At 31.6% G+C, this 13,269-nt stretch carries 18 protein-coding genes; 16 read left to right on the forward strand and 2 right to left on the reverse strand.

The features are described 5' to 3' along the window. The first annotated feature begins 256 nt into the window (after positions 1 to 256). Positions 257 to 1,474 carry a class I SAM-dependent methyltransferase gene (locus CDO51_RS12265; protein WP_089024522.1) on the forward strand — a complete coding sequence of 406 codons (1,218 nt, stop codon included), beginning with the start codon at positions 257 to 259 and terminating at the stop codon, positions 1,472 to 1,474. Positions 1,475 to 1,517: 43 nt separating this feature from the next. Beyond that, positions 1,518 to 2,069, forward strand: coding sequence for a TIGR01440 family protein (locus tag CDO51_RS12270; protein ID WP_089024523.1), 552 nt, complete (start codon positions 1,518 to 1,520; stop codon positions 2,067 to 2,069). Between the two features lie 106 nt (positions 2,070 to 2,175). On the opposite strand, the gene CDO51_RS12275 is transcribed toward CDO51_RS12270, so the two are convergent. Together CDO51_RS12275 and CDO51_RS12280 are read right to left on the reverse strand one after the other, a co-directional pair. Next, positions 2,176 to 2,352, reverse strand: coding sequence for a YgaP family membrane protein (locus tag CDO51_RS12275; RefSeq protein WP_158212463.1), 177 nt, complete (start codon positions 2,350 to 2,352; stop codon positions 2,176 to 2,178). Between the two features lie 10 nt (positions 2,353 to 2,362). Continuing rightward, positions 2,363 to 3,472, reverse strand: coding sequence for an aminopeptidase (locus CDO51_RS12280; RefSeq protein WP_089024525.1), 1,110 nt, complete (start codon positions 3,470 to 3,472; stop codon positions 2,363 to 2,365). Between the two features lie 142 nt (positions 3,473 to 3,614). On the opposite strand from CDO51_RS12280, the gene CDO51_RS12285 reads away from it, so the two are divergent. The 14 genes from CDO51_RS12285 to CDO51_RS12350 form a co-directional block, all read left to right on the forward strand. Then, complete coding sequence (locus tag CDO51_RS12285) at positions 3,615 to 4,022, forward strand: CoA-binding protein (RefSeq protein ID WP_089024526.1); 408 nt, start codon at positions 3,615 to 3,617, stop codon at positions 4,020 to 4,022. After that, positions 4,023 to 4,658, forward strand: a complete 636-nt coding sequence (locus tag CDO51_RS12290; RefSeq protein WP_089024527.1) for a class I SAM-dependent methyltransferase — start codon at positions 4,023 to 4,025, stop codon at positions 4,656 to 4,658. It abuts the gene before it with no gap. 36 nt (positions 4,659 to 4,694) lie between these two features. Next, complete coding sequence (locus CDO51_RS12295) at positions 4,695 to 5,600, forward strand: DUF418 domain-containing protein (RefSeq protein WP_089024528.1); 906 nt, start codon at positions 4,695 to 4,697, stop codon at positions 5,598 to 5,600. A gap of 11 nt (positions 5,601 to 5,611) precedes the next feature. Further along, on the forward strand, positions 5,612 to 5,896 hold the full coding sequence (locus CDO51_RS15595) for a DUF418 domain-containing protein (RefSeq protein ID WP_420811497.1): 285 nt from the start codon (positions 5,612 to 5,614) through the stop codon (positions 5,894 to 5,896). A gap of 34 nt (positions 5,897 to 5,930) precedes the next feature. Next, complete coding sequence (locus tag CDO51_RS12305; protein ID WP_089024530.1) at positions 5,931 to 6,536, forward strand: YdcF family protein; 606 nt, start codon at positions 5,931 to 5,933, stop codon at positions 6,534 to 6,536. 55 nt (positions 6,537 to 6,591) lie between these two features. Beyond that, positions 6,592 to 6,996: a hypothetical protein gene (locus tag CDO51_RS12310; protein ID WP_089024531.1), complete on the forward strand. Its 405-nt coding sequence runs from the start codon at positions 6,592 to 6,594 to the stop codon at positions 6,994 to 6,996. Between the two features lie 22 nt (positions 6,997 to 7,018). After that, positions 7,019 to 7,270, forward strand: a complete 252-nt coding sequence (locus CDO51_RS12315) for a DUF1294 domain-containing protein (RefSeq protein ID WP_240503577.1) — start codon at positions 7,019 to 7,021, stop codon at positions 7,268 to 7,270. A gap of 84 nt (positions 7,271 to 7,354) precedes the next feature. After that, entirely contained in the window at positions 7,355 to 8,521 is a 1,167-nt protein-coding gene (locus CDO51_RS12320; RefSeq protein ID WP_089024533.1) for a tyrosine-type recombinase/integrase, read from the forward strand. Between the two features lie 188 nt (positions 8,522 to 8,709). Next, positions 8,710 to 9,105, forward strand: a complete 396-nt coding sequence (locus CDO51_RS12325) for a hypothetical protein (protein WP_089024534.1) — start codon at positions 8,710 to 8,712, stop codon at positions 9,103 to 9,105. Between the two features lie 294 nt (positions 9,106 to 9,399). Further along, positions 9,400 to 9,648, forward strand: a complete 249-nt coding sequence (locus CDO51_RS12330; protein WP_089024535.1) for a DUF6429 family protein — start codon at positions 9,400 to 9,402, stop codon at positions 9,646 to 9,648. 1 nt (position 9,649) lies between these two features. After that, complete coding sequence (locus CDO51_RS12335; RefSeq protein ID WP_089024536.1) at positions 9,650 to 10,108, forward strand: hypothetical protein; 459 nt, start codon at positions 9,650 to 9,652, stop codon at positions 10,106 to 10,108. A gap of 224 nt (positions 10,109 to 10,332) precedes the next feature. Beyond that, entirely contained in the window at positions 10,333 to 11,466 is a 1,134-nt protein-coding gene (locus CDO51_RS12340; protein ID WP_089024537.1) for a hypothetical protein, read from the forward strand. Positions 11,467 to 11,770: 304 nt separating this feature from the next. Next, entirely contained in the window at positions 11,771 to 12,670 is a 900-nt protein-coding gene (locus CDO51_RS12345; RefSeq protein WP_089024538.1) for a hypothetical protein, read from the forward strand. Between the two features lie 421 nt (positions 12,671 to 13,091). Continuing rightward, a partial coding sequence (locus tag CDO51_RS12350) for an IS110 family transposase (protein ID WP_143824732.1) occupies positions 13,092 to 13,269 on the forward strand: 178 nt, incomplete at its 3' end.

The raw sequence follows: 13,269 nt of genomic DNA on the forward strand, positions 1-13,269 counted from the left end.
GATATGATGACATATCCAAACGATACGAGGTACTGCACTTAAATCATTGAACCGCCAAGTACCGGACGGTATGCTTGGTGGTGTGAGAGGTCGGTAGATAAATTAATTATCTACCTCCTACTCGATTTTATAAACATATACAACTAATATAATTTTTTTACAACTGTAATTCTGGTTAACAAAAAATCATTTTTTTACCTCCTAACCATATATATAATTGTAAAGTTTAAATAATTTGTTTTAGGAGGGAACATATATGAGAGCAGATAAGGCATATAAAGAAGCTATACAGTATTATGGTGGAAATAACCACGTTGGTAAGCTTCGTGGAAAGTATGATAATGTTAGAACCTTTTGGGAAGATCCTTTGACAGGTTATTTTATAAAACCTTATTTAGACAAGTTAATAACACAAAGACAAGAAGCAAATAAAGGAATTAGAATAAAAGAGTTAGGATGTGGAGCGGGTGAGGGTTATGATTTTTTAACAGGTATATCTCTAGATAAATCTGAAGAGACATTGATTCCAAATAAAGTATTAGAATACTATAATGGAGTAGATTTAAATCAAGAACTATTATTAGAAGCAAATAAAAGGTTTGAAGATAAAGTAAATGTAGAGTTTTTTAGTGGTGACTTTTCTGAAGGCTTACCAGTAGATCAAAGTGAACAGTCGTATGATTTGTACTTTACTGCTTATGCTACCTTGTCACATTGTAATAATGAAGAATTAGAAAAGTTATTTTCTGATATTGCTAAACACGGCGAAAATGGAAGTATTCTAGTGGCAGACTGGATAGGGCGCTATTCATATGAGTGGCAAAACCACTGGACCTCGAACCCAGAACAAAAGAACTTTTTAGATTATAAACTGAACTTTTATTCTGACAGAGCAAAAGAAGTATCTACCTTTCCACTTAGAATGATGAGTCCACAAGAAGTAGAAAAAATAGTACAAAACGCATCAGAAAAATCAAATAAAAACCTTGAAATTGTTGGTTTTTTAGATAGATCTATGATCATCGGACGGCATATAGAAACTGGTTGTTATAATAATAACCCCCAACCTATTAGATCTATGGTAAACTCACTTCATGAACCTGGTCATAGAACGTATCTTCCGAATTTATTATTTGATTATGAACCAAGACCAGGGTTTGAGTGGCAGAACAAAAAACTTAAAGAAGTTGCAGATTGTTGGAATTCATTAGTACGCTATACTGTACAGTTGCTTGATATAGATAATCCTGAAAAGGGTCTTCCAAATCCTCCTAAAACAAGTTACGACTGTTTAAAAAGGGCATACAATGTAATAAGAAAAACAGTAGAGATGAGTAATTTACTCTATGGAGATGTTAGAGCTAACTTAATTGAAAAACAATTAGGTTTTTCTTTAAGAAATATCGAAATAAATATGCAAAAAGGACTTGGTCTAGGACATTCATTAATTGCTGTAATTCGAGTTAATAAATAGTTTTAGAAAAGAGTACCAATTGATATAATACTAATATAGAGTAATGAAAGGAGTTGTTACAGTGAACCAAATAACTCAAGATACAATAGAAGCAACGAAAGAGTTGCTTAAAGAAGCTAATCTAAAAAATGGTGATATTTTAGTTGTTGGTTGTAGTACAAGTGAAGTAATAGGTAAAAAAATAGGTTCATCATCTAGCCATGAAGTAGCAGAGGCAATTTTTAAGGGATTAGTTAACACAATAAATCAAGATATATATTTAGCTTTTCAATGTTGTGAACACTTAAATAGAGCACTAGTAGTAGAAAGGTCTTGTGCAGAAAAATATAATTTAGAACAAGTAAGTGTTATACCAGTACCAGAAGCTGGTGGAAGTCTTTCTGGTTTAGCATATAAAGCATTAGAAGATCCAATTGTAGTGGAAAGTATCAAAGCTCACGGTGGTATAGATATAGGCGATACTCTAATTGGTATGCATTTAAAACCAGTCGCCGTACCAGTTCGTTCTTCTATTAAAACAATTGGTAAAGCACATCTTACAATGGCACGAACACGACCAAAACTTATCGGTGGGAAAAGAGCAGTCTATAAGTGATTAATAAAAGGATTGAGTTCCGTGATTGAACTCAATCCTTTTATTAATAAGGTGTACTTTATGCTTTTGTTTTTAGAGTAGACCACCCTAATAACCTATATATAACTCAAAAACCAATAATTCCTTCAATTATGTTTGCTCCACCAATACCAGCTAAAATAACAGCCACCCATACAGGTATATCTATTATAACTGGAGCAATGATTAGTAATAGTCCGAGAATAGAACGGATAATTCGATCAATGTGCCCTACATTTTTTTCTATATAGATAGAGTTATTCAACCTATCACCCCTATAAATTGATAGTAAACTCTCCATTTTTGAAAATTAGTTCCCCATCTGCATAAATTTCACCCTCAGATTTCATATCACATAACATATCCCAGTGGATACCAGATTCATTCTTTCCTCCACTTTCCGGATATGTACTACCTACAGCTAAATGAACAGTACCACCTATTTTTTCATCAAATAACATGTTTCTTGTGAAGTTTGTGATACCGTAGTTGGTACCAATAGCTACTTCTCCCACATAACGAGCACCTTCATCAGTATCTAATAAAGCCTTTAAGAGATCCTCGCCTTTACTTGCTTCATATGATATAACTTTACCATTTTCAAACTGTAATCGAATGTCTTCGATCTCCTTTCCCGCATAAATACCAGGAAAATTAAATCTAATATGTCCTTGAACACTATCTTCAATTGGTGCTGTAAAAATCTCACCATCAGGGAAGTTTTCCTTTCCTGAACAGTTAATCCATTTACGCCCAGAAATATTCATAGTTAAGTCTGTATCTTTTGAAATTATTTGTAATTTTGATTTAGTTTCTAAATAATCAATTATTTTCTTTTGTTTTTTATCAATCTCTTTCCAGTGACTAATAGGATCCTCTTTATCTAATAAACCAGCTTCAAAAACAAAATCTTGGTATTCTTCTAAAGACATATTAGCTTCTTGAGCACTTGCATGTGTAGGAAACTCAGTATAACACCATTTAAGCTCACCCTTCGCTGCTTTTTCCATAAATTTTGTATCTAAGTGAGATCTTGCTCTTCTAAGGGTTGCAATTTTTTCAGAATCTACCCCTGATAAATTTTTCGTATTGTACTCAGCACCAATACTTAAAAAAGCATCAAAGTTGTCTATTAAATATTCATTTAATGGACTAACATATTCTAATTGCTCTTTACTAGCATGCTTAAAAAAGATTTCATCTAATCCTTCTAAATTTATCATAGGAGTTACATATGCCCTTTTTTTAATAGCCTCTTTGTATACAGCTTTTATAAGGGGTTCTGCAAGTGGATTGCTTCTAATTAATAAATGCTCACCTGGTTTAATATCTAATGAATAGTTAACAATAACATTAGCAAGTTTATTTATTCTAGGATCATACATAAGAGTCCCCTCCTTAAATTAACTTAATTGGATTTTATCATATAATTCAGGAAAATAATAATATTGCCTTAATATTATACCCAATCCAATTCTGATAATTTATGATATACTAAAAAATATAAGATCTGTAAGGAGGCTCATTATGAGTGCGTTAGAAGAAAGATTATTAAAAGAGTCTAAAAAAATTGCCATAGTAGGTCTATCAAAAAAAGAAGAGAAAATAAGTAATATCATAGCTAACTATCTTGATTCACAAGGCTATGATATAATTCCAGTTAATCCAAATTACAGTGAAGTTTTAAATAAAAAATGCTACCCTTCTTTATCTGATATACCGAGAGATTATGAAATTGATCTTGTAAATATATTTAGGCCATCAGAAGAAGTACAACCTATTGTTAAAGAAGCGATTACTTTAAACATAGTTGGGATTTGGTTGCAACAAGGTATAAAAGATGAAGATAGTTGGGAGTTAGCAGCTGAACACAATATTCCAATGGTGATGGATAAATGTATAATGACCTATCATAAAGCGTTACGGGGTTTTTAAATGTCAGATGACAAAACTCCAGTTATCAAAAGACGATATGATAGAATAGCACAAGTTTATGATCTGTTTGATTCACCTATGGAATTAATGGCATTTCAAAAACATCGAAAAACCGTAATAGATCAACTATATGGTAAAGTCTTAGAAGTAGGAGTAGGAACAGGTCGAAACATAGAGTACTATCCTGATAAGTTTTCATCAATTGAAGAGATATCCGCAATAGATTTTAGTGAAAATATGCTAACAAAAGCTAAAGAAAAAGCAGAAAAACTACATAAATCAGTACAGCTTTACGAAATGGATGTACAAGAAATGGATTTTAACGACAATGAATTTGACTGTGTTTTTTCTACATGTGTTTTTTGTTCTGTTCCTGATCCTATAAAAGGGTTAACAGAAATTAAAAGAGTATTAAAACCAGAGGGAAGATTAATCTTACTAGAACATGTACGAAGTAAAAAACCACTAATAGGTACATTAATGGATATAATCAACCCTGTACCAGTAACCTTATGGGGAGCAAATATTAACCGAAAGACTGTATCTAACTTACAAAAAGTTGGATTTCAATTAGAATTAGAGAAAAACCTTAAATTAGATATTTTAAAATTAATAATTGCTAAAAACACCTTTTAGTTTTCAAAAGGTGTTTTTCTAAGAGGAGAGGATAACTTGGTTAAACCTACTAAAGACATTGACAGGATAAAAGTTATTGATTCTATTAGAGGTTTTTCTTTACTAGGTGTGTTATTAGTAAATGTAGTTGCATTTAATAATATTATTTTTGCACAAACAGATCCGATATCATTTTTAGCATTTCCACCATCTTATCCTAATCTTATAGACCAGATACTAGCATTTCTTATAAGAATACATGCAGAAGGTAAATTTTATCCCATCTTTTCTTTATTATTTGGTGTAGGCTTTTTTATATTTATGGAAAGAGCACACCAAAAAAAGACATCAGGAACAACATTATTTAAAAGAAGGAGTTTGTATTTATTTCTATTTGGATTAATAAACCTAACATTAGTCTGGTATGGAGATATTCTACATGTTTACGAGTTAGGAGGATTTCTTTTACTACCTTTTTTAAACAAAGATGCTAAAACTTTATTTAAATGGATTGTGTTTTTATTGATTATTTTTATTGTACTTACAACAACATTTAGTTTTTTAACTGAACTAGCTTCTAAAACAAATGAACCTTTTTCTCCTGAATTAGTAGAGAAGGCTCAAATAGTCTATACAGAGGGATCTTATATTTCACTAGTTAGCTTTCGTGTTACTAATGAACTACCAACTATATTTTTAAACTTAATTATATGGATTCCTAAAATATTAGCGTTTTTTTTAATAGGTCTCTACTTAGCTAAGAATAAATTATTTCAAAATGTAAAAGAAAATTATAATTTGATTAAAAAAATATGGAAGATCACAGGTTTAATTGGTATATTATCTACGATAATTATGACAATTTCATCATTTGAGTTAATCATAAGTTCATCTTTATTAGCTGTATTATTGAAGCTATCTTTAGTGAATTATCATCAATATTTCTTTCAGTATTTTATATAGTATCTTTTTTAATACTTCATACGAAAGGTTATTTTAAAAGGCTCTTTAATTATTTTTCATATGTTGGTCGGATGGCTTTAACAAACTATCTTATACAATGCATTGTTTGTGCTTTCGTTTTTTATGGGTATGGGCTAGGATATCTAGATAATATGACAATTACTACAGGCACTATCTTTACTTTTATCTTTTTTATAATTCAGATGATAGTAAGTAAAATTTGGTTATCTAATTTTCATTATGGTCCTTTTGAAAAATTTTGGAGGTACCTAACTTATCAAGGAAATCTTTACTAACGGTTTTTAGACTAAGCTTTTTAGGGGGAAAGTTATGATAAACATACAATATAATAAAGATAAAATGATAAAAATAACTTTTTTATTCCTAGTTATGTTTATACTATCATTTGTAATTATACAAAGTTTGATATTTCTAACCCTCGAAGATCATTCAAATATTGAAACAGATTATTTAATAATACACGGAGCAGCAGTTTGGGATGATAACCCCTCACCAACCTTAGAAAATCGCCTTATTAAGGGGATTGAATACTTAAATAAACACCCAGAAGCAAAAGTAATAGTGACTGGAGGATTAGGAGAAGAGGAAGAATATACTGAAGCTAAAGTTATGAAAGATTATTTAACTTCTAATGAAATAGCTAAAAATAGAATTATAAAAGAAGAAAACTCTAGAAATACTTTTGAAAACCTATTGTATACAAAAGACATTTTAAAAGAAAAGGAAGAGAATCTAGAAAATATTACATTAATGTTAACGACAAGTGAATTTCATATGCTAAGAGCCCAAATGTTAGCTAATAGACAGGGATTTAAAACCCTTCAAAACCCAGCAAAAACACCTCGTGAAGTATTTTTACAATATACCATAAGAGAATACTTTGCATTAATTAAAAGCTTTATTCTCGATAAATAATATTGTTTAATTAGTACATACTATTTATAAACATTATTACACGAGGTGAAATTATATGTTACTACAATTAAAAGAAACCGAAGAACATCTTGAAAATGCACTGATTCAACTAGAAACAGAAGGGACACAGTTTTTAGATACAGATACTTCTGACAAACTACATTATGTAGTTGATTTTTTACTAGATAATATAGTTGAAGTAGAAGAAGATATTTCAGAAGATCTCAATAATGTAAACATAGACAGTTTAGCTGATGATATTTATGTTAATATTGAACTGCAAGAAGAGTATCCAGAAGCAACTCACTACCTAAATGAAGATTTTTTAGAAAATGTAGCAAGATTAGATATCGAATTAAATAAGCATGACCCAAACGTGGATACTATTTTATATGCAGGAAATGAAGTATTACAACGCTTGAAAAGTTTTTCTAAAGTAAGTTCACCTACAACATTTTAATTTATAAAGGGAGATGGGGTTCTTGTTATGGACAGGCCTATTAATAATTAATCTTTACTCATTTATTATTATGGGTTTAGATAAGTATTTTGCTAAACAAAATAAAGATAGAATTTCAGAGTTTCATCTAATGCTTACTGCTACTATAGGTGGATCTTTTGGAATTTATATTGGTATGAAGTTTTTTCGACATAAAACAAAACATATTAAATTCACTATAGGTGTTCCATTATTACTACTACTAAATATAGGAACAATCTATGTTCTAACTTAAGTACCAGTTTTCTGGTACTTTTTTTATTACAGGAGTTTTACTAAAAAAGAAGAATACTAAAAATAAAAAGAAAAGGGTGAAGAAATGACCATTTATTTAGAACAAGATAAAGATAAGATTATTGTTAAGTTTAATTATTCTTCTAAATTAGTACAACTAATACGTACTATACCAGGTAGAAAATATGAACCTGATAGAAAGTACTGGACTGTTCCATTATCTGCTCGAAATAACCTCCTAGAATTATTTAAAAATGAAAAAATTATAATCGATTTCCCTTTTTCCGTAACCAAAACATTCCAAAAAACGTCAGAAAAAATAGACACCTTATTTATTGATAATAAAAAAGCTATGGAATCAGATCTAATTACTAATATAATAACTGAATTAAAGCTTAAAGGTTATCAAAACACTACTAGAAAATCATATTTAGGACATATATACCGTTACTTGACCTACATTTCTCAACTTATTCCCTATGAATTAGTAGAAAAAGACCCTTTAATAATAAAAAGTAACTCAAAAGGTTTAATCAATGAATTAACACATGAAAACCTAAAAACATATATTATAACCTTACTTGATGATGATTGTTCCCACTCATATGTTAACCAAGCAATTAGCGCTATAAATTTTTTTTATAAGGAAACAATTAACCAAGATAAAAAACTACAATTAGATATTAAACGTCCTAAAAAAGAAAATAAACTACCAAAAGTTTTAAGTACACAAGAAATTGTTAAATTATTTCAAGCAGTAGATAACCTAAAATATAAAACAATATTCATGTTAACTTACTCAGGAGGTTTACGGGTAGGAGAAGTAGTTAAACTAAAACTTTCTGATATTGATAAAGACAGAAAACTAATTTGTATTCGAACAGGTAAGGGATTAAAAGATAGATACACACTATTATCAGCTACTGCACTAAATACATTAGAAAAATATATGAAAATACAACATACATCCCAGTGGTTATTTCCAGGACAAAGTAAAAATTCACATTTAACCGTGAGATCAGTTCAAAAAGAGTTTTCAAAAACCAGAAAAAAAGCAGGTATAACTAAGGAAGTATCGATTCATTCACTTAGACATTCTTTCGCAACTCATTTATTAGAAGCGGGTACTGATATAAGATATATACAAGAATTACTAGGTCATAAAAGTACTAAAACAACACAAGTATATACTCATGTAACTAAAAAAGAGTTAACAAAAATAAATAGTCCACTAGATAACCTTTTTGACTAAATTTTACTCTTAAGGGGGGAATTGTAATAATTATTTAGAATATCTATGAAAAGAGGGGTATAAGCAATATTCACGAACTTCTTAAATCCCCTCTTTTTAATATATTAAACGAAGTTCGTGGAAAAACAAGTTATCGGAAATCGGACTTAATTGTGTTTTTTATAGAGTTAGTAGCCTGGGGGTTTAATATGATTAATAAAAAGATGTTAATAATTCTAATATTGGCAGCTTTTATCATAGTTTTTTTAATGTTTGGATGTACTGTTGAAGAAGATGAACGAGAAAAGCAAAATAATGATCTGACTATAGACTATGTTATTGACAACTATATTCCTAAACCGTTTGATCCAGTAATACACAATAATAAACTTGAATTTGAATCTATGATTAGGGGAAACGTGGAACCGGGGTTACACCAAGAGATGAAAGAAGAAGGTTGGGAAATGTATAACGAAATGGGAGCAAAAAAATTTTTCAAAAAAGAGATACAAGGTGAAACAGTAAGAATAGAAGTATATCCTAAAGAAGTAGAAGGCAGCACATATATAATTTTTGATTTTACAGAATTTATAGATTATCCCTGATTAGCAAGATCATTGAACCGTCCGACATCCGATAACACGATTGTTTGCGCAGCTCCCTTCGGTCGCTAGCCCTTGCGGGACATTGACTATTGTCACGACTTTTGCATTTATGGTTAGGGTAAAAAGGTAGCAAAAAGTCGTGCCAATCCCTTTGCTTTTTTATGTTGGTTAAAGCGATCGGGCCGTCAACGTCGCAAACAACGGACACGTTATGTGAAATTGGGCTTGAAATTGGGCTTGAATGCATTTTATGTTTTACTAAATATCATTAACAATACAAGGAGGCAGATTAATATGGGTAGAGAAAAGCAAATTGAGGAACTTACACTACTACTACTATACTTAACTTCTTGGGAAGAAAAAGATGAAATAATAGAGAATACGTTAAGGAGTTGGAAAGGCTACCCTTTCCATATTTTAGATAAATTAAATGAAGATGAGTTAATATTTGGTAGTAAAAGAGCTAAGTCAGTGTATTTTACAGAAGAAGGTGAAAAAAGAGCGAAAGAATTAATTGAGAAGTATTTAGACCAGGAGGAATAGCATGGGCTTACCTAAGCGTAAAAGATTAAAAAGAAAACAGAGGTTAGAAGATGCAGAGAACTGGGTATATTGTTTTAACGGTAAGAATATAGTGAAAAGTTATAAAAAATGGTACGGTGTTGACATTATGTGTGCTTTAAATGAATTAGAAATGTTAGGTTATTATTTCCCGGATTATAAGCAGAAAATAATAAATCAAAGAAAAATTGAAAAGCAGAAAAAAGAAGAAAAGGAAAAGATAGAAGCACAATTGGATCCTTGGCAAGACGGATCTTTCTTTTTTATAGCGGGGTATACATCAGGCGGTGTACCATTCGGTATAACGTGGGAAGAACATAATAACCAAACAGAAATAGAGGATGAGATACAATTTTTCCAAGAGAATAATAACAAAGAATATTCCGAAAGTGAAGATGAATCAAAATATCAGGAAATAGATGAGGATGGAATTCCTTTTTAGGCCAACTTCACATAACACGATTGTTTGCGTTAGCTCCCTACGGTCGCAACCCTACGGGACATTGCCTTTTGTCACGACTTTTGCAGTTTAGGGGTTGGGTTAGTATGGTAGCAAAAGTCGCGCCAATCCCCTTGGTAATTTGTTTTGGTTTGTTATGTCGGGGTCGGCAACGTCGCAAACAACGGGAACGTTATGCGCCATTTCAAATAAAGGGAGGGGTGTAATTGGATTTATTTGAAAACAAAATAAGAGAATATTTAGGCCCTGCCGCTCACTCTGAAGATACTTATAATTATTTAGATAGATCTGCGCGTAAGTATGCTGAAAACATAAGGTGTGAACTTAATAAATGGTTTTCTAATCTTCCAGAAGAAGAAAAAGAAAAAATGAAACGTAGATTTACGACGGAATATCATTCAGCTTTTTTTGAACTATTCCTCCATGAGTTCTTTTCTAGATTAGGGTTTAGTCTAACTTTTCATCCTGAAATTAATGGTACGACTCGACGTCCGGATTTTTTAGTTGAGAATGATAAAATCCAATTTCTTTTAGAAGCAACAGTTAATACTGATTTATCAAATGAGGAAGAAAAACAAGAGAAAGTTAAACAAGTTTTTTATGATGAAATCAATAAAATTGAGTCACCCAACTGTTATTTGCGATTAGTAAAAGTATTCATACCTAAAGGAGTTCAGCCTTCTGGGCGTAAAGTAAGAAATTTTTTAGAAAATAAGTTAAAAGAAATCAATATAGTTGAATTAGAAAACAAGTTAATGGGGAATAGCATTGATGAATTGCCCACTTGGAAATATAAAGATGAAGCTGGTGTTTTAGTAGAAGTACAACCTTTCCCAAAATCCGAACAAGCAAGAGGGAAAGAAGGGAGACCAATTGGTATTTATCCTATTGAAGGTGAATGGGACAAAACAAAATCACCGCTTTATAACTCATTAGTAAAGAAAGCAAAAAGATATGGAAATCCAAACTTACCGTATATTATAGCAGTTAATTCATTAGGTGATTTTGGTACTGATTTATTTGAAATAATGGAAGCATTATTTGGGACCGTAAAATATCATGTCACCACTGACGGTATACAAGGTATAAATAGAGCTGGTGATGGTTTGTTTCATGGACCTGATGGTCCACAATATACAAGAGTAAGTGGTGTGATTGTATCAACAGTCACAAGTAATAATTTAGCCAATGCTTCACTTGATTTATTTCATAACCCTTGGGCTAAAAACCTAATTTGTACAAATCAATTTTCTTTTTTTCAGTATAAAGCCAATAAAGATGTTATAGAAAAAATTCCTGGGTTAAGTGTTATTGATGTATTAGGTTTACCAAAGAACTGACCTTTCTTGGAAGAGAAATAAAATATATTTATGTATATTCCAAAAACGGCGCATAACACGATTGTTTACGCAACTCCCTTCGGTCGCGCCCTGTCGGGACATGCCCTCTGTCACGGAGGTTGCATTTTGTGATTAGAATTGATGGAGGGGCAACCTCCGCGCCAGGCCGACTGAGGTCGGCCCGGGCACGTCGCAAACAACGGGGACGTTAGGCGAAATATTTGGAAAACAATTGGCCTGCCCGCGTCCTGCGGGCAGTAGAAGGAATAAATTTTCTGTTTTTATGATATAGGGGGAGATTTACTTGAAACTTAAAAAGACTTTATTATCTATTTTAATAACTTTTATACTAGCATTTCTGATTATAGGTTGTGGAGAAGTAGTTATGGAAAACAATGAAAATAAAGCTGAACCAGAAAATACAAATGATAAAATTAAAGTTAATGATGAATATTTAGAAATAACTTATAAAATACTTTCAGAAGAAGTTGAATTAGAAGAGTATCAAAGGGTTTCAATACAAGAGCTAGAAAATAACTTTATGCTAGTAGAACTACAGTTAAAAGAAGCTCATTATGCAGATCAAGGTCCACTTTTTCTTGTTGATATTAAAGAAAGAGAAATGAAAAGATTAATTAAAGATGGACACCCTTATACTGCAAATATATTAGAGCTAGACAATGATATATTAAAAATAAAGATAAGAAAGCATAATGGTTCCCAAAACCTTTATTTTCCAAAGCTAGTTGAAGTTAATCTTGAAACAGGAAATGTAGAGACGAAAGATTATTATTTAAGCTTACATGGCGATCATATTAATATAGGGAGTGGAACGAATGGGTTGGAACTTGGAGAAGTAGATGTTTCTAATGATACTTTAACTTTTAGTTTTTTAGAAACTGAAGAGTCAGTATTAGCTGGAGGTTTAATAACTCCAAGCATAAAATTAGGAAGTTATTCTGAAGTAAGAGAGAAGTATAATAATGATAATGTGATGACAATAGAGCTAGGGGATACTTATGGGTCAGATAATTTTGATGTTTCTGATTTAGAGAAACACCCTAAAATCAAACAAGTGCATTATACCGAATATGAAGATGGATTCGATGCTAATCATGTTGTATTGGTGTTAGAGTTTATTGAGGATATAAAATATACTGGCAATATACCTGAAGATATGAAATTCGAATTAACTATAAAGTAATTTAGACAAAACTACAGCCTTCGCCGTCCATGGCTTCGGCTGTGCCCAAATACATCGCCTAACACGATTGTTTGCGTTACTCCCTGCGGTCGTACCCTTCGGGACATTGCCTTTTGATCACGACTTTTGCATTTGGGATTATAGATAGTAAGTAGCAAAAGTCGCGCCAACCCCCTTGTCTGTTATAGTTATTTATAGAAGGGCAGGAAAGCCCCTCTTGGATCACGTAATAATAAAGTAAAGGTGGCCATCCGGGGAAAGACCACACCCTCCTAGTCAGTGAGACTGCTTAACTAAGAAATGTCTTCCCCGGATACCATAAGTAGCAGTTACGGACTATAGAGAAGTTGTGCCTCGAGCACTGATGCTAGACAAGGCTTACCTCTGCTACTAAATACCATCACCTTAAGGAGGTCTTAAGATGTATTTTGTTGGAATTGATTGGGCTGATACAAAACATGATATCCTGGTTATGAGTGGCGATGGTAAAGAACTAGATAACTTCACTATCCAACATTCCAAAGATGGATTTGAAACTTTAGAAACTAAACTTCTAAAGCACGATGACAATCCTAAAAACTTCTGCTGCTTAATTGAAA

Source organism: Natranaerobius trueperi (assembly GCF_002216005.1).
Taxonomy (GTDB): domain Bacteria; phylum Bacillota; class Natranaerobiia; order Natranaerobiales; family Natranaerobiaceae; genus Natranaerobius_A; species Natranaerobius_A trueperi.

Excerpts from the sequence above, each read along its gene's own strand:
- CDO51_RS12280 (WP_089024525.1), bottom strand. The coding sequence starts at position 3,472 with ATGTATGATCCTAGAATAAATAAACTTGCTAATGTTATTGTTAACTAT.
- CDO51_RS12310 (WP_089024531.1), top strand. The coding sequence starts at position 6,592 with ATGTTACTACAATTAAAAGAAACCGAAGAACATCTTGAAAATGCACTG.
- CDO51_RS12330 (WP_089024535.1), top strand. The coding sequence starts at position 9,400 with ATGGGTAGAGAAAAGCAAATTGAGGAACTTACACTACTACTACTATAC.
- CDO51_RS12305 (WP_089024530.1), top strand. The coding sequence starts at position 5,931 with ATGATAAACATACAATATAATAAAGATAAAATGATAAAAATAACTTTT.
- CDO51_RS12320 (WP_089024533.1), top strand. The coding sequence starts at position 7,355 with ATGACCATTTATTTAGAACAAGATAAAGATAAGATTATTGTTAAGTTT.
- CDO51_RS12290 (WP_089024527.1), top strand. The coding sequence starts at position 4,023 with ATGTCAGATGACAAAACTCCAGTTATCAAAAGACGATATGATAGAATA.
- CDO51_RS12325 (WP_089024534.1), top strand. The coding sequence starts at position 8,710 with ATGATTAATAAAAAGATGTTAATAATTCTAATATTGGCAGCTTTTATC.
- CDO51_RS12270 (WP_089024523.1), top strand. The coding sequence starts at position 1,518 with ATGAAAGGAGTTGTTACAGTGAACCAAATAACTCAAGATACAATAGAA.
- CDO51_RS12265 (WP_089024522.1), top strand. The coding sequence starts at position 257 with ATGAGAGCAGATAAGGCATATAAAGAAGCTATACAGTATTATGGTGGA.
- CDO51_RS12285 (WP_089024526.1), top strand. The coding sequence starts at position 3,615 with ATGAGTGCGTTAGAAGAAAGATTATTAAAAGAGTCTAAAAAAATTGCC.
- CDO51_RS12335 (WP_089024536.1), top strand. The coding sequence starts at position 9,650 with ATGGGCTTACCTAAGCGTAAAAGATTAAAAAGAAAACAGAGGTTAGAA.